The organism is Candidatus Omnitrophota bacterium (assembly GCA_028707125.1).
GTDB lineage: Bacteria > Omnitrophota > Gorgyraeia > Gygaellales > JAQTUX01 > JAQTUX01.
In genome coordinates, this window is sequence record JAQTUX010000002.1 from 1 (window position 1) to 20,492 (window position 20,492).

13 protein-coding genes, 2 tRNA genes and 2 rRNA genes are annotated in these 20,492 nt (G+C 51.7%); 1 reads left to right on the forward strand and 16 read right to left on the reverse strand.

Annotation, left to right across the window (positions count from 1 at the left end):
- The 4 genes from PHR44_06370 to PHR44_06385 form a co-directional block, all read right to left on the reverse strand.
- Positions 1-2,658: ribosomal RNA gene (locus tag PHR44_06370) — 23S ribosomal RNA — on the reverse strand; the annotation flags it as partial.
- Between the two features lie 155 nt (positions 2,659-2,813).
- Positions 2,814-2,886: transfer RNA gene (locus tag PHR44_06375), tRNA-Ala, on the reverse strand.
- Positions 2,887-2,977: 91 nt separating this feature from the next.
- A tRNA-Ile gene (locus PHR44_06380) sits at positions 2,978-3,054 on the reverse strand.
- A 160-nt stretch (positions 3,055-3,214) separates the two neighbouring features.
- Positions 3,215-4,773, reverse strand: a 16S ribosomal RNA gene (locus tag PHR44_06385).
- 335 nt (positions 4,774-5,108) lie between these two features.
- Between PHR44_06385 and PHR44_06390 the strand changes: the two genes are divergently transcribed.
- Positions 5,109-6,269: a diguanylate cyclase gene (locus PHR44_06390; protein MDD4910281.1), complete on the forward strand. Its 1,161-nt coding sequence runs from the start codon at positions 5,109-5,111 to the stop codon at positions 6,267-6,269.
- Here PHR44_06390 and PHR44_06395 read toward each other — a convergent pair.
- The 12 genes from PHR44_06395 to PHR44_06450 all read right to left on the reverse strand — a co-directional run bounded on the left by PHR44_06395 (position 6,263) and on the right by PHR44_06450 (position 20,462).
- Positions 6,263-9,526 (reverse strand): AAA family ATPase, encoded by a 3,264-nt coding sequence (locus PHR44_06395; GenBank protein ID MDD4910282.1) that lies wholly within the window; start codon positions 9,524-9,526, stop codon positions 6,263-6,265. The genes PHR44_06390 and PHR44_06395 overlap by 7 nt on opposite strands.
- A complete protein-coding gene (locus PHR44_06400) occupies positions 9,527-10,729 on the reverse strand; it encodes an electron transfer flavoprotein subunit alpha (protein ID MDD4910283.1) in 1,203 nt (400 codons plus the stop codon).
- On the reverse strand, positions 10,726-11,505 hold the full coding sequence (locus tag PHR44_06405; protein ID MDD4910284.1) for an electron transfer flavoprotein subunit beta/FixA family protein: 780 nt from the start codon (positions 11,503-11,505) through the stop codon (positions 10,726-10,728). The genes PHR44_06400 and PHR44_06405 overlap by 4 nt, the downstream gene beginning before the upstream one ends.
- A 63-nt stretch (positions 11,506-11,568) precedes the next feature.
- Positions 11,569-12,720 carry an acyl-CoA dehydrogenase family protein gene (locus PHR44_06410; GenBank protein MDD4910285.1) on the reverse strand — a complete coding sequence of 384 codons (1,152 nt, stop codon included), beginning with the start codon at positions 12,718-12,720 and terminating at the stop codon, positions 11,569-11,571.
- Between the two features lie 11 nt (positions 12,721-12,731).
- The gene (locus tag PHR44_06415; GenBank protein MDD4910286.1) at positions 12,732-13,187 is read right to left on the reverse strand and encodes an N-acetyltransferase; all 456 of its coding nucleotides are present in this window, start codon (positions 13,185-13,187) and stop codon (positions 12,732-12,734) included.
- A gap of 87 nt (positions 13,188-13,274) precedes the next feature.
- Positions 13,275-14,489, reverse strand: coding sequence for a glucose-1-phosphate adenylyltransferase (glgC, locus tag PHR44_06420; GenBank protein MDD4910287.1), 1,215 nt, complete (start codon positions 14,487-14,489; stop codon positions 13,275-13,277).
- A gap of 61 nt (positions 14,490-14,550) precedes the next feature.
- Complete coding sequence (locus tag PHR44_06425; protein MDD4910288.1) at positions 14,551-15,576, reverse strand: TraB/GumN family protein; 1,026 nt, start codon at positions 15,574-15,576, stop codon at positions 14,551-14,553.
- Positions 15,563-16,324 carry an ATP-binding cassette domain-containing protein gene (locus PHR44_06430; protein MDD4910289.1) on the reverse strand — a complete coding sequence of 254 codons (762 nt, stop codon included), beginning with the start codon at positions 16,322-16,324 and terminating at the stop codon, positions 15,563-15,565. Before PHR44_06430 ends, PHR44_06425 begins: the two co-directional genes overlap by 14 nt.
- Positions 16,321-17,115 (reverse strand): ABC transporter ATP-binding protein, encoded by a 795-nt coding sequence (locus PHR44_06435; GenBank protein ID MDD4910290.1) that lies wholly within the window; start codon positions 17,113-17,115, stop codon positions 16,321-16,323. The genes PHR44_06430 and PHR44_06435 overlap by 4 nt, the downstream gene beginning before the upstream one ends.
- Positions 17,116-17,910 carry an ABC transporter permease gene (locus tag PHR44_06440; GenBank protein ID MDD4910291.1) on the reverse strand — a complete coding sequence of 265 codons (795 nt, stop codon included), beginning with the start codon at positions 17,908-17,910 and terminating at the stop codon, positions 17,116-17,118.
- Positions 17,911-18,888 carry an ABC transporter permease gene (locus tag PHR44_06445; GenBank protein ID MDD4910292.1) on the reverse strand — a complete coding sequence of 326 codons (978 nt, stop codon included), beginning with the start codon at positions 18,886-18,888 and terminating at the stop codon, positions 17,911-17,913.
- Positions 18,885-20,462, reverse strand: a complete 1,578-nt coding sequence (locus PHR44_06450) for a peptide-binding protein (GenBank protein MDD4910293.1) — start codon at positions 20,460-20,462, stop codon at positions 18,885-18,887. The genes PHR44_06445 and PHR44_06450 overlap by 4 nt, the downstream gene beginning before the upstream one ends.
- Positions 20,463-20,492 lie beyond the last annotated feature (30 nt).

A 20,492-nucleotide genomic window follows, 5' to 3' on the forward strand; every position in this document is an offset into this window, starting at 1 on the left:
ATCAGATAGAGACCGAACTGTCTCACGACGTTCTGAACCCAGCTCGCGTACCCTTTTAACCGGCGAACAGCCGGACCCTTGGGACCTTATACAGCCCCAGGATAGGATGAGCCGACATCGAGGTGCCGATCCTGACTGTCGATATGAACTCTCGAGTCAGACTAGCCTGTTATCCCCAGAGTACCTATTATCCGTTGAGCGATGGCGATTCCATATTCAACCACCGGATCACTAGCCCCTACTTTCGTACCTGCGCGGACTGTCGTCCTTGCAGTCAAGCTGGCTTTTGCGCTTACACTCTACAGCCGATTGCCGACCGGCTTGAGCCAACCTTTGGGCCCTCTCGTTATCCTTTAGAGAGGAACCGCCCCAGTCAAACTGCCCACCTGGCACTGTCTCCCTTGTCGATTCAGACAAGCAGGTTAGAATTTTAGTATAATAAGGGTGGTATTTCACCGACGGCTCTGCCCGGGCTAGCGCCCGGACTTCAAAGCCTCCCACCTATCCTACACATATTTGACCAAAATCCAATACCAGGCTACAGTAAAGGTTCTGGGGTCTTTTCGTCTTGATGCGGGTAGACGGCATCTTCACCGCCACTACAATTTCGCCGAGTCTCTCGTTGAGACAGCGCCCAGGTCGTTACACCATTCGTGCGCGTGGGAACTTACCCCACAAGGAATTTCGCTACCTTAGGACCGTTATAGTTACGGCCGCCGTTTACTGGGGCTTCGGTTCAAAGCTTCTCCCGCCTTGCGGCAGGATGACTCCTTCCCTTAACCTTCCAGCACCGGGCAGGTGTCACTCCCTATACGTCCTCTTTCGAGTTTGCAGAGAGATGTGTTTTTGCTAAACAGTCACCCGGGCCACTTTACTGAGACCTTTGTCGCTTTCGCGCCAAAGGCACCCCTTATCCCGAAGTTACGGGGCTAGATTGCCGAGTTCCTTAACGAGAGTTATCTCGAGCACCTTACCATATTCTGGCAGTCTACCTGTGTCGGATTACGGTACGAGCGGTTAAATCACTTCTTCTTAAGGTTTTCTTGGCAGTGTAGGAGCGGTTAACTTCGGCTTAAGCCTTAGCTTAAACCTCCCCCCGCACCTCACGATGCGTTAGACGGACACATCCAACAGTCCGCACAACTGTCCTTCCTGCGTCACTCAAGAAGTAATAACGCGACTTAACCGGTAGCCGAATATTAACGGCTTGTCCATCGCCTACTCCAAATGGCCTCGGCTTAGGATCGACTAACCCTGGGCGGATTAACCTTCCCCAGGAAACCTTGGACTTTCGGTGAACGCGTTTCTCGCGCGTTTTTTCGCTACTCATTCCGACATAATCACTACCTTGGCGTCCACTGCTCCTCACGGTACAGCTTCGCCCGCCAAAGTACGCTCCCCTACCACTGACCTCGTCCGAAGACGAGGCCAATCCGCAGCTTCGGTAATAGGCTTGATCCCCGCTTATTTTCGGCGCAGAATCGCTCGGCCAGTGAGCTGTTACGCACTCTTTAAATGATGGCTGCCTCTGAGCCAACATCCTGGCTGTTAATGCGATCCCACATCCTTCACAACTTAGCCTATACTCAGGGACCTTAGCTTGCGGTCTGGGCTGATTCCCTTTTGACGATGCAGCTTATCCCGCACCGTCTTACTGCCAGAATAAGAAATAGCGGTATTCGGAGTTTGGTTGGGTTTGGCAACCTGGTGGGGTCCCTAGCCCATTCAGCACTCTACCCCCGCTACTCATTTATCTGACGCTAGCCCTAGAGCTATTTCGGGGAGAACCAGCAATTTCTGAGTTTGGTTAGTCTTTCGCTCCAACCCACAGCTCATCCCACAGTTTTTCAACGCTGATGGGTTCAAGCCTCCACATCGATTTCTCGATGCTTCACTCTGGCCATGGGTAGATCACTCAGTTTCGGGTCTATTATACGGTACTAAGTCGCCCTATTAGGACTCGCTTTCGCTGCGCCTGCCTCCGCTTAAGGAGTTAAGCTCGCACCGCATAATAACTCGTCGGACCATTATACAAAAGGTACACAGTCAGGCGTTGACCGCTTGCGCGGCCCATAGCCCTTCTGCAGCTTGTAGGTCAATAATTTCAGGTTCTATTTCACTCCCCTCCCGGGGTTCTTTTCAACTTTCCCTCGCGGTACTTGTACGCTATCGGTCTAGTTTTAGTATTTAGCCTTGGACCATGGTCGGCCCGGATTCCTACAGGGTTTCACGTGTCCCGTAGTACTTGGGATACCTCTAGGGCGCTTCGGGATTTCGCTTACGAGACTATCACTCTCTTTGGTGCGCCTTTCCAGGCGTCTTCTGCTATCCGTCCGCATCCCACATTAAGGTCCCGCAACCCCCTGTACCTTGCGGTGCAGGGTTTAGGCTGTTCCCTTTTCGCTCGCCACTACTGGGGGAATCTCTCATCGATTTATTTTCCTCGGGTTACTTAGATGTTTCAATTCGCCCGGTGTAGCCGCCTGCCACTATGTATTCATGGCAGGATATCCAGACATTACTCTGGATGGGTTTCCCCATTCGGAAATCCCCGGATCAAAGCATGTTTGCTGCTCCCCGGAGCATATCGGTGCTTACCCCGTCCTTCATCGCTCTAACTAGCCAAGTCATCCTTTATTGACCCTTAGTAGCTTGACAACTTAAATCTGGTTCTCTCGATTATTTTCTCTCGGTTATTATTGTAGTTTTACCCTACTATCAAAGCCTTAAAGACCTTGATTTCTGGTAATATAAAATTGTCAAAGAACATAGGTTCGCGGAACTGGCCGCGAAACAAATTTTATGCGTATTAATGGAGGCGAGCAGGATTGAACTGCCGACCCCCTGCTTGCAAAGCAGGTGCTCTCCCAGCTGAGCTACGCCCCCCTAATCTGAAGGCACTACGCTCGCTAAACCGCTTATCGCGGTTTTTTACGCTCGCTTTAGTGCCACCAAAATTTTCCTTGCCGGAAAATTTTGGTGGGCCCAAGTGGATTCGAACCACTGACCCCAGTCTTATCAGGGCTGTGCTCTAACCAACTGAGCTATGGGCCCAAATGTTTCCCAAAGCTCAATGGCGGATAAAATAAATAGCCAAGTAATTGTGTAGATTGCTTTGTTTTGTATAACTAAACAGACTTTGCAGGATGAAACTCATCATCCAACATACCCACTAAAATTCTCCCTGTCGCGAGTCGACTAGGGATTATTTTAGAAAGGAGGTGATCCAGCCGCACCTTCCGGTACGGCTACCTTGTTACGACTTAGCGCCAGTCACCGAATTTACCTTGGGGGCTGATATTGTCTCAGCCACTTCTGGTACCTTCGGCTTCCATCGCTTGACGGGCGGTGTGTACAAGGCCCGGGAACGTATTCACGGCGGCGTGCTGATCCGCCATTACTAGCGATTCCGGCTTCATGGAGTCGGATTGCAGACTCCAATCTGAACTGGCCCCACTTTTTTGCGATTAGCTCCCCCTCGCGGGTTGGCAACGCTTTGTAGTGGGGATTGTAACACGTGTGTAGCCCAGGACATAAGGGCCGTACTGACTTGACGTCATCTTCACCTTCCTCCTGCTTATCGCAGGCGGTCCCCTTAGAGTGCTCCGAGGCATTCCTTTCGAAATGCCAAGGGTAGCAACAAAGGGCAATGGTTGCGCTCGTTGAGGGACTTAACCCAACACCTCACGGCACGAGCTGACGACAGCCATGCAACACCTGTGCAGGCTCCCGATTTGACGGGTCGTTCCCCTTTCAGTTCACTACTTCCTGCATGTCAAGTCCTGGTAAGGTTTCTCGCGTAGCGTCGAATTGAACCACATGTTCCACCGCTTGTGCGGGCCCCCGTCAATTCCTTTGAGTTTTAACCTTGCGGTCGTAGTCCCCAGGTGGAGCACTTAACGGGTTACCTTGCGGCGCTGACCCTTACGGACCAACACCTAGTGCTCATCGTTTACGGCTAGGACTACCAGGGTATCTAATCCTGTTTGCTCCCCTAGCTTTCGCAGATCAGCGTCAGAACCGGACCAGAAAGCCGCTTTCGCTACTGGTGTTCTTCTCGATATCTACAGATTTCACCCTTACACCGAGAATTCCGCTTTCCTCTTCCGGTCTCAAGCCCGATAGTTTGAAAGGCAGTTCCGGAGTTGAGCTCCGGGATTTCACCCTTCACTTATCAGGCCGCCTACCTGCCCTTTACACCCAATGAATCCGAGTAACGCTCGCCACCCCCGTATTACCGCGGCTGCTGGCACGGAGTTGGCCGTGGCTTCTTCTCTGAGTACCGTCAGTCCCGATAGCTATTCGTTATCGGGATGTTCTTCCCCATCGAAAGAGGTTTACGATCCGAAAACCTTCGTCCCTCACGCGGCGTCGCATAGTCAGGCTTGCGCCCATTGCTAAAGATCCTCGACTGCAGCCTCCCGTAGGAGTCTGGGCAGTGTCTCAGTCCCAGTGTGGCTGACCACCCTCTGAGGCCAGCTACCCGTCAAAAGCCTTGGTAGGCTGTTACCCTACCAACTAGCTGATAGGATGTGGGCCTATCCTTAAGCGCAGGGCCTTGCGGTCCCCTGCTTTACCCTTAACAGCTTTTGCTGTCAAGGACACATCAAGTATTACTCTGGCTTTCGCCAGGCTATCCTTAACTTAGGGGTAAGTTACCCACACATTACTCACCCGTTTGCCGCTATGGCTGATAAAACACCATCGCGCGACTTGCATGCCTAATCCACGCCGCCAGCGTTCACTCTGAGCCAGGATCAAACTCTCCGAAAAAACAGAAAAGTTTGAGGCTCACGCACAATTACTTGGCTATTTAATTGATTCTCAAAAGAGCGGTTGTTGAGAAAAAAAATTGCGCCGATGAATTCCATCGGCGCATAAATACGCACCTTAGATTTTCACCGCTATTTAACCGGACCGGATATCAATACCTATATTTATATCTTTCACAATATAGATTATACCCCCTTTTGGGGTGACACTATATATACCAAACTAACATAACCTTGTCAAGCATTTTTTAACAGAAAACTAAGTTACAGCAAATCTTGACTTTACAACAAAAGTATGCTAAATATATTCAACATCAAAAAACAAGGATAAAACAGATGGAAAACATCAAGAGCATACAGGAAGAACTGAACAGGGCAAGGTCGGAGCTTAACGTCCTCTACGAGATATCAAACGCGATGCGCACCACCCTGCAGCTGGATGAGATCCTCTATATCATACTGACCGGGGTTACCGCGCACGTGGGGCTGGGATTTAACCGCGCCATATTGTTCCTGGTCAACGAACAGGAAAAGATCGTTGAAGGGAAAATGGCCATAGGCCCTGATACCGGCGAAGAGGCCAACAGGATATGGACAAAAATAGAAGAAGAGAAAAAGAACCTGGACGATCTGATAGGCGCCTATGAGGCATCGGATAGAATGATCGAATCCTCCCTGAACAGGCAGATAACCCATATAAAAATACCCCTTGAAGCGAATTCCAATAATCTGCTTGCTATCGGAGTGCTTGACGCCATGCCCCTTCACCTGACAAAAGAAACGATCGTAAACTATAAAAACGACCCTCTGGTGCGCATGCTTGATACTGAAGAAATAGCCATAGTCCCCCTAAGGGGCAAGGATAAGGTCAACGGGATCATTACGGCGGATAACATATTTACCAAAAAGCCCATAACAAAAGACGACCTGCGCCTGCTGATGATGCTGGCAAACCAGGCCGGGCTTGCCATAGAGAACTCCCGGCTCTACGAAAACGCCATAATCCGCTCTCATACGGATTCACTCACTAATCTCTGGAACCACGGCTACTTTCAGTACACCTTGCAAAAAGAGCTGGAAAAGGCCGGCGCCCTCAACAGCGCCGTATCCCTGATCATGATCGATATGGACAACTTCAAGGACTATAACGACACCTGGGGCCACCAGACAGGAGACAAGATCCTCAGGGACCTGGCCGGGCTTATTCAGAGCTACTCAAGAAAGATGGATTACGTTTGCAGGTACGGCGGAGAGGAATTTACCGTTATACTGCCTCAGGCCAATAAGGCCGACGCCATACGGCTGGCGGAACGGCTGCGCGAAGCCATAATAAGGCACAAATTCAGCCATGAAGAGATCATGCCCGGCAAAGAGCTTACTGCCAGCTTCGGAATAGCGACCTACCCGCAAGACGGCAAAACCCCGCACGAACTGATATCACACTCCGATAAAATGCTGCTTAAGGCAAAAAAGGAAGGAAAAAACCGCGTCTATTGAGCCGGCGCGGGGACTTCTTCATCCGCGGCTCCGGCGCGCCGCACGCGGCTGACTGCCGCGGCCTTCTTATCATTTTCACTGAACTTCACTGAGACGATCTTGGAGACACCCGACTCTTCCATAGTTATGCCGTACATCACGCCGGCATTGGCTATGGTTTTCTTATTGTGGGTTATGACTATGAACTGCGAGGCCTTGGAAAATTCCTGAAGGACCCTTGAAAACCTGTCAACATTCGCCTCATCCAGCGCCGCGTCTATTTCGTCAAGCACGCAGAACGGAGAAGGGTTGACCTTGAATATGGCGAAGATCAGGGCTATGGCGGTCATTGACTTTTCGCCTCCGGAAAGAAGCAGAACGTTCTGCAGCTTTTTTCCCGGCGGCCGGGCCACTATCTCTATGCCCGATTCAAGCGGGTCATTCTCGTCTAAAAGGAACAGCTGCGCGTCGCCTCCGGAAAACAGGACCTTGAAATAATTCCTGAATTCCTCGGTGATCCTGGAAAATGTATCCAGGAACATCTTGCGGGTAGTGCGGTTGATCTTCAGGATCGCCTCGTGCAGGGAATCCTTGGCGGAAACCAGGTCGGCCTGCTGCTGTATGAGGAAATCGTATCTGGTCTTAAGTTCGTCGTATTCTTCTATGGCTACGAGGTTCACAGAGCCGTAAGAATCAACGCGTTTCTTAAGCGCCTCTATCTTCTGAACGCATTCCTCCATATCTAAAGGCGCGTCGCCCTCCGCGACAGGCAGCGTATCTATGTCTACCTTGTATGCCTGGAGCATCCTTTCTTTGATGGCGCCCTTCTTAAAATTGATCTCCTGATCAGCCATCTCGTATTTATGCATCCGGGCGCTGAGTTCCTCCACACTGCCGGCCAACTCGGCGTGGCGCTTCCTGTCTTCAATAAGATTACCGTCCAGTAATTTGAACTGCTCTCTTAAGTCCTCGATCAAGGCGCTGTCTGTCTGCCTCTCCTGCTGCGCGCGGCCGATCTCTTCCTGCATTGACTTGATCTGGGAAGCCAGCTCTTCCTGCTTAACGGCCGCCTCCTCTATCTCTTTGACAGCCGCGCCCAGGGCCTGCCTGTCCTGCTCATATGTCGTCCTGAGCATCCGCAGGGTCTCGTTCTCTGAATCCATCGATCTGGTCAAAGAGTCGATCTCTGACTTCAACTGCGTAAACTGCAGCAGGTGCTCTTCTCTCTTGAAACCCAGGGACAGCATCAATTCCTGTGAAGAAGCGATAAGGTCATTTTGTTCTTTGAGCTGGTTCTCCACATCCTTTAATTCGTTGCCCAGGGTCTCCTGGCGCAATTTCAGCCCTGCCAGCTCCTTTTCCGTGTCCTGATGCTCAAAATCAAGCAGCTCCTTCTCGGAATTCAACTTGTCCAGCTGCTCTCTTATGCCTGTCTGCTGCGACTTCTTGTCTATCAAGGACACCTCCTGCGAATGGAGGTCTTCCCTGTGATTTGATAATTCGTTTTCCAGCGCTTCAATGAACAGCCGCTTTTCCTGGCAGGCATTCTGCAGAGAAGCAATATTCCGGGCCATAGCGTCTATCTTTTCCGTTATCTCCTTTGTGCCCAGAGGAATGGGCTTTGCCTCGCATTCCGCCCTGAAAGAAAATCCGCCTGCCGCGTCATCTGACTCGGATACGCTGCCCACCTTGGCAAGAAAACCGCTTATTTCCTCCTGAGGCAGTTTATCCAGCAGCAGGACCGCCCTGTGCGTTTCGCTTATATCTTCGTACTTCAATTTAAGCTTCTCCAGAAACTCCCTCTGCGACTCAAGGCCCATCTTATCCTTCTCAAGCGAGATGATCTCCTCCTCCAGCCTCTTGAGCATCGCCTTCTCGTTATTAAGATTTTCCACGGAAGAGCTGACCCTGGAGTTTATTTCATCAAATCTACCCTGTATCTGCCGCGCCTCCAAAGCAACGGCCGCGAGGGCTTCTTCCACCCCGCTCTTTTCCTGGGCCAGCTTCGCGCGCTCCAGTTCCAGCCGCCTTTTGCGCGCGAATGTATTCTGCGCCTTGACGTCCGCGTCAACGCTTTCATTGCGCAGCCTGACCTGAATGCCGGCAAACCCGATTATCTTCTCTTTTGCCGCGCTTACGCCGTCGTTGAGCACCTTGACCTTGCTCGCGATCTCGTCCAGAAGGCGCTCCGCTTCCGAGCGTAAAGCCTTCTTGCCCTCTATCTCCGCCTGCCTCTTGGAAAATTCGCCCTCAAAATCATCCAGCCGCTGCTTATTGTCTTTGGCCTTAAGTTCTATCTGCGCCCTCTGCCCGGCCAATCTCTCCGCCCTCAACCGCAACTCTTCTATCCTCTCGGTATCTACCGCGATCATCTGGCGGTCCCTCTCAATGGTATTATCCATTGACACGACCTTGTCCTTCAATGAAGAGATCCTCTCTTCAAGCTGCCTTAAGCGGCTGTTGTGCTCTTCCAGGCCCGAGCTTATTTCCTGCATCTGGGCCGACTTGACCGCGTACTCCTCACGCGACTGAGACGCGCTCAGCCGCACCTGCAGCTGCTGGCCATTCAAGTCAGAGAACTGCCTGGCGCCCAACTTCAGCTCCAAGCCCTTCAATTCATCAAACACCTCCCTGTAGCGCCTTGCCTTGTTCGCCTGTCTTTCCAGTGAGGTTATCTGCCTGTTGACCTCGGTGACAATATCATTGAGGCGCAGCAGGTTCTGCTCGGTATCTTCAAGCTTGCGCATTGCCTCGCGCTTTTGCGACTTGTATTTTGTTATCCCGCTTGCCTCGTCAAAGACAAGGCGGCGGTCTTCAGGCCTTGAGCTTAGAATAAGGTCTATCTTGCCCTGCTGGATAAGTGAATAGGACTCCGCGCCTATGCCTGTGCCCATAAATATCTCTTGAATATCCTTGAGGCGGACCTGCGTGCTGTTAAGCAGGTATTCGCTCTCTCCGGAACGGAAAAGCCGTCGCGTAATGACCACCTCTTCGGAATCAACGGGAAGCGCCTTTGATTCGTTGGAGAACGATAATGATACCTCTGCCATGCCTAAATTCGGCTTCGTATCCGAACCGTTAAAAATAACGTCCTCCATCTTTGAGCCGCGCAGTTCCTTGACCGACTGCTCGCCCAGGACCCAGCGTATTGAATCAAATATATTGGACTTGCCGCAGCCGTTCGGGCCGACCACGGCGGTAATGCCGGGCTCAAAATCAAGGACCGTCTTGTCAGCGAACGATTTAAAACCGCATAGCTCTAATTTCCTGAAATACATTTAACACCCGCCTTTTATTTCTTTGAATTTTTTAGTCAGAAGCGGCACGGCCTCAAAGAGGTCGGCCACTATGCCGTATGTCGCCACCTTAAATATGGGGGCATGGGGGTCATGGTTAATGGCGACGATCACCTTTGACGACTGCATGCCTACAAGATGCTGGATCTGCCCCGATATGCCGCAGGCAAAATAGATCTTGGGGCAGACCGTCTTGCCGGTCTGTCCTACCTGATGCGAATAAGGCATCCAGCCCGCATCAACCGCTGAGCGCGATGCGCCGACTGCGCCGCCCAGGACAGAGGCCAGCCCCTCTAATAATTTAAAATTCTCCGGTCCGCGCATGCCCCTGCCGCCTGAAACGATTATATCCGCTTCAGATATATTTATCAATGACTCTATTTCTTCAACCACGTCAAGCAGGGTCGTCCTGGACGCCAGCTCTTCCGGCGTGAACTCTTCCCGTATGACCCTGCCCTTTCTCTTTTTGTCCTCCGCCGCCTGCTTCATCACTTTATGGCGCACCGTTGCCATCTGAGGCCGGTGATTAGGAGTGATGATCGTAGCCATGATATTGCCGCCGAATGCCGGCCGCGTCTGAAGCAGCATCCTCTCTTTAAGATCAATGTCCAGCCCTGTGCAGTCCGCGGTCAGCCCCGCGTATATCTTGACCGCCACCTTGGAGATCAGGGAACGGCCGATGGTGGTGGCGCCGCAGAGCACAATCTCCGGCTTGTGCTTATTTATCAGCTTCGTTAAACAGTAAGCGTAGACATCGTCCATATAGTGAAGCAGGCGAAGGTCTTCCACAAGATAGACGATATCCGCCCCCCGCCATATGATCTCATCCACCTGCCCGTCCATATCATTGCCGATCAAGACCGCGGACAGCTCTGTCTTTAGCTTGTCCGCCAGCTCCCTGCCTTTTCCCAGCAGTTCATACGCGACTGACTGGACCTTGCCCTCTTTCTGCTCGCAGAATACCCATACGCCTTTATAATCCTTCAAGTCCGCCGGCTTGCCGGCCTTCTTCTTCAGTATGACTATGGCGCCGAACTTGCACACCGGTTCGCAGGCGCCGCATAGATTGCACTTGTCAAAGTCAACCACCGCCTTTTTATCCACAACGGCTATGGCGCCGAAAGGGCAGACCTTGATACAAAGCTTGCAGCCGGTGCATTTTTCTTTAGAGATCTGAATGCTCATATTTCTTTCTTTAATAATTCAACTAACTTATCGGCGCAGTCAGCTGCCTCGCCCTCAAAGATCTGCCCGCCCTGCCTGGGGGCGGGCGTAAATATCTTCACTACCTGCGTGGGAGAACCGCTGAGGCCTAAATATTTGTGGTCTGCCGCGGCATCCGCTGCGCTCCACTTAGTAATCACTGCCTGCCTGGCGCGCATCTTGCCCTTCAAAGAAGGAAGGCGCGGCTCATTTATCTCTTTGACCACTGTGATCAACGCCGGCAGGGACGACTGTATTATCTCATAGCCCTCCTCTGTCATGCGGAAGGCCTTTATCTCTTTATCATTTATTGATTCGATCTTCTTCACATACGTGATCTGGGGTATATCAAGGTGCGTGGCGATGCCGGGGCCCACCTGCGCGGTATCTCCGTCGGATGCCTGCTTTCCGCAGATGATCAGGCGGTAATTCCCTATCTTTTTTATGGCGCAGGACAAGGCGTAGCTGGTAGCCCAGGTATCGCTGCCGGCAAAGGCGCGGTCGGTAAGGAGTATGCCGTCATCGATCCCCATGGATATCGCCTCCCTTAACGCGTTCTCCGCCTGAGGCGGCCCCATAGTAAGGGCAATGGCCTTGCAGCCAAGTTTCTCTTTAAGGCGTATGCCTTCTTCCAAGGCGTACATATCAAAGGGGTTTATTATTGACTGCACCCCTTCTCTGATAAGAGTGTTTGTTTCGGGATTTATACGGACTTCCGTGGTCTCGGGAACCTGCTTTATACAGACAATTATATTCATCGTATCCTCTACAGGCTTACGCCTGTAGTATCCTTATTCCCCACACGTAAGTGTGGGGTAACATTATCTCTTGGCTTCCTTTATCAGTTGCAGCGCGATGATGTTCCTCTGTATCTGGTTGGTGCCTTCGTAGATCTGGGTGATCTTGGCATCGCGCATATGCTTCTCCACGGGGTATTCCTTCATGTATCCATAACCGCCCAGTATCTGAACGGCGTCGGTAGTCACCTTCATTGCCACGTCGGAAGCGAACAGCTTTGCCATGGCGGATTCCTTTGATACGTTCTTCACCCCGGCGTCCACGTGGCGGGCGACAGAATAGACCAGCGCCCGGGCCGCCTCAACCTCCGTCGCCATATCCGCCAGCATCCATTGTATGCCCTGAAACGACGCTATTGACTTGCCGAACTGCTCTCTTTCCGTGGAGTATTTTACCGCCTCATCCAAAGCCCCCTGCGCTATGCCTAATGCCTGGGCCGCGACCCCGGGCCGCGATTTATCAAATGTATGCATTGTCACTATAAACCCCATACCCTCCTTGCTTAAGAGATTAGCCGCGGGTATTTTGCAATCGGTAAAGACAAGCTCTCTGGTCGCCGAAGCCCTGATGCCGAGCTTATCTTCTTTTTTGCCGAATGTGAACCCGGGCGTGCCTTTTTCAACGATGAAGGCGGAGGCGCCTCTGGCGCCCTTTGCCTTGTCCGTCATGGCAATGATCACGTATATCTCTGCCTCGCCGCCGTTGGTAATAAAATGCTTTGTGCCGTTCAATATATAGTGATCTCCGGATTTCTTAGCCGTGGTCTGTATGGCAGAGGCATCTGAACCGGCTGCCGGCTCAGTGATACCGAAAGCAGCGATCTTCTCGCCCTTTGCCAGAGGAGGCAGGTATTTTTTCTTCTGTTCATCCGTGCCAAAGAGGATGATGGGGAACGTCCCCAGCGCTGAAGCGGCATAGCATACAGATATGCCGCCGCAGGCGCGGGACAATTCTTCGGTGGCGATACAAAGGTCCAATACGCCTCCGCCCATGCCCCCGTACTCTGCCGGGATAAATATGGCAAAAAGGTCCGACTGCGCCAGGATCTTCATCATATCCCAGGGGAACTCCTCCGAGGCGTCATACTTTGCCGCTACCGGCTTGATCTTATCCCGCGCTATCTGCCTGCAGAGGTCCCTTATCATTTTCTGTTCTTCGGTCAAAAGATAATCCATTTCTCTCCTCTCTATTTTAGGTTTCTGATCACTGCCGTCTCTTTACAATTGGGGAACTTCGGGCAATCGCAGCACTCCGCCCATATTTTATGCGGGAGTTTTGATTTGTCAATAGGCCTGAACTCAAACTTCTTAAAAAACCCCGGGCAATACGTAAGCGCGAATATCTTTTTTGCCTTAAGCAGGCGCGCCTCTTCAAGGCAGGCGGAAAGAAGCCCCCTGCCTATGCCGCTGCCGTGCCTTTTCTTCTCAACCGCCAGCGACTTGATCTCAGCCATCCCCTCCCAGCCGACTATGTGCAAGGCGCAGCAGCCGATGACCCTGCCTCTTTCAACGCGCACAAAAAAATCCCTTATGTTCTCGTATAGCTCGTTAAGCGAACGCGGCAGCATCATATCACGTTCGGCAAAGGAATTTATCAGCCGCTGAATCTGCTTCACGTCGTTTATGGTGGCTTTGCGTATCATCCTATGCTCTTTCTCCTCTACAGGCTTACGCCTGTAGTATCCCTATTCTACTATAGAAGATTGGATTCCCCACACGTAAGTGTGGGGTTATTTGATCTCCATACCCTTAGCAACTACCACAATCCCTGAATCAGTAACCGTGAATCTCTTCATATCCTCTTTTATATCATAACCGATCACCGAATTAGGAGCGATGCGCGCGTCCTTGTCAATGATCGCCCTCTTTATCTTCGCGTACCTTCCCACGTCCACGCCTTCCATCAGAATAGAATCATAAACCTCTGAATAGCTGTTTATCCTCACGTTGGGCGAAAGCACCGAATGCTGGACCCTGCCGCCGCTTATGACGCAGCCGCTGGACACCAGAGAATCCAGGACAACGCCTACCCTTTTCTTGTCCTCTTCGCCGCTGAACACCGTCTTTACCGGCGGGCACTGCTCCTGGTATGTCCTTACAGGCCATTCCTTATCGTAGAGATTGAACAGCGGGCTGACCTCCACCAGGTCCATGTTCGCGTCATAATAGGCGTCTATGGTGCCGATGTCCCTCCAGTACTGCGCCTCTCTTTTATTTTCATCGCGGAAATTGTAGGCGAATACGCTCAGGCCCTTGTTTAACATCAACGGTATTATGTCCCTGCCGAAATCGTGCTGTGAATGCCTGTCCGCGTCTTCCCTTAACACCTCTTCCAGTACGCGGGCGTTAAATATGTAAATACCCATGGAAGCGAAAACCTTCTTATCCCCGACCTCCGCCTTGGACGGCTTCTCCCTGAAGCCCTTGACCCTGCCGGAGGCGTCAACATCAATAATGCCGAATTGTCCGGCTATATCCGCGGGTATCTCTACTATGCCGACAGTGAGGTCGGCGTTATGCTCGCGGTGATAGTTGATCATATTGTAATAATTCATCTTGTAGATGTGGTCGCCGGCAAGTATCACCACCTCGTCCGGCTGTTCGCCCTCTATCACATTTATATTCTGGTATATGGCGTCTGCCGTGCCTAAATACCAGGACTCGCCGACCCGCTGCTGCGCGGGAAGCAGCTCAACAAACTCCCCGAGCTCCGCGGGCATTATGTTCCAGCCCATCCTTATATGCCTTTGAAGGGAAGCGGATTTATATTGCGTCAATACATAGACCTTCTTCAGGCCGGAGTTCACGCAGTTGGACAACGTGAAATCTATGATCCTGTAGATGCCGCCGAAAGGCACGGCCGGTTTAGTGCGATCCTTGGTAAGCGGCAGCAGCCGCTCCCCCTTGCCGCCGGCCATTATAAAGGTGATCACCTTCTTGCTCATAATCTTCTATTTTATTATAATTCTGCCTTATCTTCAATAACTTTATGCGCCAAGGGCATAATTATAATTGCTCAACGCCGTATCCTTTCTGTTCCAATAATTTGACGATGCCTCTCTCTCCTACCAGATGGCCCGCGCCCACGATCACAAAATGGGTCTCGCCGCTGTTTAAGAACCCCTCTATCCTGGAAGCCATGTTCTTATTTCTTTCAAAAAACATCTTTTCGTAAACCGGCTCGAACTCCGGGTGCCCTGACAGCTCCGCGAACATTATCTCTTCAAGCGAACGGGTATCCCCGGAGAGCCAGGCATCCATTATCCTGCCCATCTCGCTCTCAAGGGTACTCAGCTCTAATATCGTGGACGATAAAAACAGCTCCTGCAGTTCGTCTGAAAATGAATTTAAAAGCTTGACCTGAAAATCAAAGGTCTCAAGTTCGACTATCTTTTTGACGCCCCTTGCCTTATTGAGAAAATGCATGTCAACCCCGTCTTCAGGGTTAAATCCCAGCTTTTGGAATTCAAGCCCGATTATGGTCAGGGCGCAAAGCCAGGGTTTAAAGATCTCGAACTGCTCCATATCCAGCCCGAATTCCTTAAGCTTTGCCGCTGTTGCATTATAGACATCCGCAGATATCTCCTGTTTAAGAGTGCGCCCCGGAGGGTAAACGGCGCTCTCCATGGTGATCCTTTGTATCTCAACCGGGTCAATATTAAGGACGTCCACCTCTACCGCTAAAACCCCCGCCCTGTCAAAAGCGCCTTCTATCTCTCTGTCCAGAGGATAGATCTCCTTTTTCGCGAAATGCACGGAACCCAGGATATAACAAGTATCGCTGCCTGAAGAGGCCTTCCAGAGAAAATGTTTACCTGTTGATGGGGCGGCGCTGCCCTCCTGCGCGATCTCGTCGTTAAAGACCGTTACCTCTGTCCCGCCGATGTCCACCTTTGTATAACTGTCTGTTCTTTCTACTATATCTCCTTCTATCTCGGCGCCTGACTTAAGGATAAACTTATCGGCAGATGCGGGCCAGGAGAATAAAAGTAAAACAGCTGCGGCCGCAATATACCTCCTAAGTATTTTCAAATTTCACCTCCCTGATTAAACTGCGTGTGTATGGATGCTGAGGCTGCGAGACCACTATATCGCTGGCGCCCTCCTCTACGATCTTACCTCTATACATGACCAGTATCTTCTCTGACAAGCGCTTCACCAGCGCTATATTGTGTGAAATGAACAGAAAAGAAATGGAGAACCTCTCCCTTAGATCAAGCAAGAGATGCAGGATCTGCCGCTGGATGGTCAGGTCCAGCGCGGAAAGCGGCTCATCCAAAACAAGAAGTTTCGGACGAGACGCCAGCGCGCGGGCAATGCAGATCCTCTGCCTCTGCCCCTGGCTTAATTCATCCGGGTATCTGGAAAGCGCGCCCTCATCCATCTGGCAGAGATCGAGCAATCTCTTCATCTCCCCAACGACTTGCTCACTGGGTACGATCCGGTGTATCAATAGCGGCTCTGACAGGATGTCCCTTACCTTCATCAAGGGATCGAGGCTGTTGTAGGGATTCTGGAACACGACCTGCGCGTCTTTGCGCGGGTTAGCGATGCTGCGCGGATCAAAATTCACCTCGCCTGAAGTGGGGGCGATGATCTTCAAAATGAGCTTTGCCAGCGTTGTCTTGCCGCAGCCCGACTCTCCCACAAGACCCACCGATTCATTTTCATTAATGACAAAACTCACTCCGTCAACCGCCGTTACCTGCCTTGAGCCGGCGCTAAACGGCCCCGCCTCTATCATAAAATATTTTTTCAGGTCCTTTATCTGCGCGATCATAAAACCGCCAGCTCCTCATACGCGCTGATCAGCTCCCGGGTGTGCGCGTGCTTCGGGCTGGAAAAGATCTGCTCTCTGCCGCCCGACTCCACTATCTCTCCCCTGTACATTATCGCCACATCATCCGCTATCTTACGCACAATGGACAGATCGTGGGTTATGAATAGAACGGAAAATCCGAATTTATTTTTCAGGTCAAGCAAAAGGCGCAATATCTCTGACTGGGTATTAACGTCAAGCGCGGTGGTCGGCTCGTCCGCGATGAGAAGTTTGGGGCTGCTTGCCAGCGCCGTAGCTATCATCGCCCTCTGGTTCATCCCTCCGGAAAGCTGATGAGGATACTGCCCGAACACGTCTTCCGGACGCGGCATCCTCGCCATCCTGAGAAGTTCAATGGCCCTCTTTCTTGTCTCGGCCCTGTCTGTCTTCTGGTGGAACGCCACGCATTCGCCGACCTGCTCTCCGATGGATAATACCGGGTTAAGATACGCTGCCGGCTCCTGAAAAATATAAGAGATCTCGCTGCCCCTCAATTCCTGCAAGCGTTGCCGGCTCAGGGAAAATATATCTAAGCCGTCAAAATATACCCTGCCTCTGATGATCCTCGCCGAGGGCGGAAGGATATTGGTGATGGAAAGGGCTGTGATGGTCTTGCCCGAGCCGCTCTCTCCGGCAAGGGCGAATATGGAGCGCGGCCTGACAGCAAGGGTGGCCTCCCTGACCGCTGAGATCACCTTATCCCCTATCCGGATATCTACCTTAAGCCCCTCTATCCTGAGCAGATCTTCCAATCAGGACCTCCCCCTTAAACCCTCTCCGATAAAATTAAATCCCAGTATAGTCAGCAGTATCGCCATACCGGGGAATAACATCAACCACCATGCCACGCCCAAAGTTGACTTTGCCTCTATAAGCATATTGCCCCAGCTGGGCGTGGGCGGCTGAACGCCTAAGCCGAGAAAACTTAAAGACGACTCAAGAAGTATGGCGGCGGAAATGCCTAAGATAGCGCTTACCAGCACCGGGCCTATGGCGTTAGGTATAAGATGCCGGAAGATGATCCTGAAGTTGGAGGCCCCTATTGCCACCTCTGCCTGTATAAACTCCCTGTGCCTCAAGGACAGGATCTCCGCCCGGATAAGGCGGGCAGTGCCCATCCAGCTGGTAATGCCGATTATGAACATTATATTGAATATTGACGGTTCAAGCAGAGCCACGACGCTCAGTATCAGGAAAAAAGCGGGAAAGCACAACATTATATCCGTGAAACGCATTATCAGCGAATCCAGCCAGCCGCCGTAAAACCCGGAAATAGAGCCCAGCATCACCCCGATCAACACCGCGATACCCACCGCGATAAAACCTATGGAAAGCGAGATGCGCGCGCCGAAAACCATACGGCTGAATATGTCCCTGCCCAGCGAATCCGTGCCGAAGATGTGCGCCTTTGAAGGCGACATAAGCAGGTTATCGGCGTCTATGCTGCCCGGGTCATAAGGCGCGACCGCGGGCGCGAATATTGCCAGGATGGCGAAGAGGGAGATTATTATGGCCCCGGCTATAAACAAACCTTTGTTTTCTCTCATCTATATTTTCTTATACCTGATCCTCGGGTCAACGCAGGCGTAAGAGATATCAGCCAGCATATTGCCCAGCAGGGTCAGGATAGAGGTTATTACAAGCTCCGCCATGATCAAAGGATAATCCCTGCTCATTACCGCCTCAAAAAAGAGTTTGCCTAAACCCGGGATGCCGAACACGCTTTCCAGGATCACGCTGCCGCCTAAAAGCCCGGGCACTGAAAGCCCCAATATTGTCACCACCGGCAACAGCGCGTTCTTCATCGCGTGCTTGTAGATCACCACTTTCTCGGGCAGCCCTTTAGCCCTTGCCGTATAAATATAGGGCATCTTCAACTCGCGTATCATATTCTGCCTCATATAACGGCTCATCCCTGCCAGGCCGCCGAACGCGGAAACGAACACAGGCAGGACAAGATGGCTGGACATATCAATAAGTTTTCCCGGCCAGCTCAGATACTCAAAGTTCAACGACTTCAGCCCTGATATGGGAAACCAATGCATCTTCACGCCAAAAAAGTCCATCAGCGCCAGCGCCAGCCAAAATGACGGCATGGCAAATCCCACAAAAACAAACACGGTAAAGAATTTATCATACAGCGTATTCTGCCGCACCGCGCTGCTTATGCCTATGGGAAGCGCGGCCGCCAAGATCAGGCATATTGCCAGTATGTTTATCGCCAGTGTTATGCCTACGCGCTCCTTTATCTTGTCCATTACCGGCCTTGAATCCAGGAACGACCTGCCGAAATCAAGCTTGGCAACCCGCTTGAACCAGTCCACATACTGGATATGAAGCGGCTTGTCCAGGCCATAGAGCCGCTCCAGTTTCTGCCTGACTTCGGGAGAGAATTTCGGGTTCATCGCCTCGGTCATCGTGGTGGGCTTGCCCGGCGCCAGGTGTATCACGGCAAAACTGATTACCGTGATCCCCAGCAGAAGCGGGATCATATGCAGCAACCTGCGTAATATATAAGCGATCATTGCTTCATCCTGTATTTCTGCTCACTCAAAGGCACCCACCATTTGATAAAATTCCAGCCGATCCCCAAAGGCGCGGCCTCAACGCCCCTGAAGCGCTTATGAAGCGCCTGCAAAGAATCAGGCACGTAGAGGAACATATACGGCTGGTCGTCATAAATCATCTTGTGCGCCTTATGGTAATACCCTTTACGCTTATCTATGTCAAACTCGCGCCTGGCCTCATTCAGCAGGCGGTCAACCTCAGCGTTCTTATAGCCGATAAAATTGAATTCTCCTTCTCTGGTCTTGGAGGAATGCCAGATATCAAAGATATCGGGTTCGCGGCCCAGCGACCACCCCAGGAGCACGGCGTCAAAATCACGCTTGTCAATATACTCCGCCAGCAGCACGCTCCATTCTATGACCTTGAGCTTCACCTTTACGCCTAACGGCTCAAGGCGCCTCTGGATTATTTCGGCAACGCGAATCCTCTGCTCATTGCCCTGATTAGTGATGATGGTGAACTCAAATACCCTGCCGCCTTTGTCCAGCCAGCCGTCATTATCGCTATCATGCCAACCGGCTTCAGCCAACAGCTTCTTTGACATCGCGGGATCAAAGTGGCGCGCCAACACCTCCTTATTGTATGCCCATGATTCAGGGGCAAAAGGCCCGGTAGCCGGCCTGCCCAGCCCCAACAGCACGATCTTAATGATCTCATTCTTATCAACCGCGTAGTCCAGCGCCTGCCTCACCCTTACATCTTTGAATAGATCGTTGTTCAGATTATAACCTAAATAGGTAAAACCAAAACTGGGCAGGTTATATTTGGAGAAACGGCTCCGGAAAAACCCGGAATCCGTCTGCCTCCTGTACTGCAAAGGCGTCAGCCCGGCTGAATCTATGTTTTCCATCTGAAGCTCAAGGAATATCGTCGCCGTATCAGGGATGACCCTGTAGACATACCTGTCTATGAACGGCCTGCCTTCAAAGTATTCGCTGTTGGCTTCCAGCTCTATCCTGTCCTGCGTAAGCCATCTCTTGAACTTATAGGGGCCGGTGCCTACGGGGCGGCGGGAAAAATCAGATATGTCCAGGTCCTCATTCTTAAGCAGATGCTCCGGCATGATCCACATACCCCAGCTGCTCAGGCCCGGAGAAAACGGCTCTTTGTATCTTACCCTCACCGTATGATCGTCAACCGCTTCCAGTTCAGCGACCTTCTCAAAGTCACCGGAATAAGGCGTCTTGACTTTCGGGTCAACCAGCTTATTATAGGTAAATTCAACATCGCGGCTGGTGAATTCCCTGCCGTCATGCCACTTGACGCCGCGCCTTAAATGAAACACGATGGTCAGCCCCGCGTCAAGCACATCCCAGCTCTCTGCCAGGTCGCCGGTCAGTTTTATGTCTTTATCGTATTTAAGCAGGCCGTTAAAGATCAAGCCGCAGATCTCAGCGGAAGAGGAATCAGAGGCAAGTATGGGTATGAGCGTGCGCGCGTCGCCGATGGAAACGGAAACAAAGGCATCGCCTTGATCCCCGGCATAGCATACGGCGTTCAGAGAAAACAAAAGGACTATCGCTATCAGCAATAGTCCTCTAAAATCCTGCCTTGGGTTCCG

Coding starts and splice junctions, on each gene's coding strand:
- PHR44_06445 (MDD4910292.1), bottom strand. CDS start 18,888: ATGATCGCTTATATATTACGCAGGTTGCTGCATATGATCCCGCTTCTG.
- PHR44_06400 (MDD4910283.1), bottom strand. CDS start 10,729: ATGAGCATTCAGATCTCTAAAGAAAAATGCACCGGCTGCAAGCTTTGT.
- PHR44_06440 (MDD4910291.1), bottom strand. CDS start 17,910: ATGAGAGAAAACAAAGGTTTGTTTATAGCCGGGGCCATAATAATCTCC.
- PHR44_06390 (MDD4910281.1), top strand. CDS start 5,109: ATGGAAAACATCAAGAGCATACAGGAAGAACTGAACAGGGCAAGGTCG.
- PHR44_06395 (MDD4910282.1), bottom strand. CDS start 9,526: ATGTATTTCAGGAAATTAGAGCTATGCGGTTTTAAATCGTTCGCTGAC.
- PHR44_06430 (MDD4910289.1), bottom strand. CDS start 16,324: ATGATCGCGCAGATAAAGGACCTGAAAAAATATTTTATGATAGAGGCG.
- PHR44_06415 (MDD4910286.1), bottom strand. CDS start 13,187: ATGATACGCAAAGCCACCATAAACGACGTGAAGCAGATTCAGCGGCTG.
- PHR44_06405 (MDD4910284.1), bottom strand. CDS start 11,505: ATGAATATAATTGTCTGTATAAAGCAGGTTCCCGAGACCACGGAAGTC.
- PHR44_06410 (MDD4910285.1), bottom strand. CDS start 12,720: ATGGATTATCTTTTGACCGAAGAACAGAAAATGATAAGGGACCTCTGC.
- glgC (MDD4910287.1), bottom strand. CDS start 14,489: ATGAGCAAGAAGGTGATCACCTTTATAATGGCCGGCGGCAAGGGGGAG.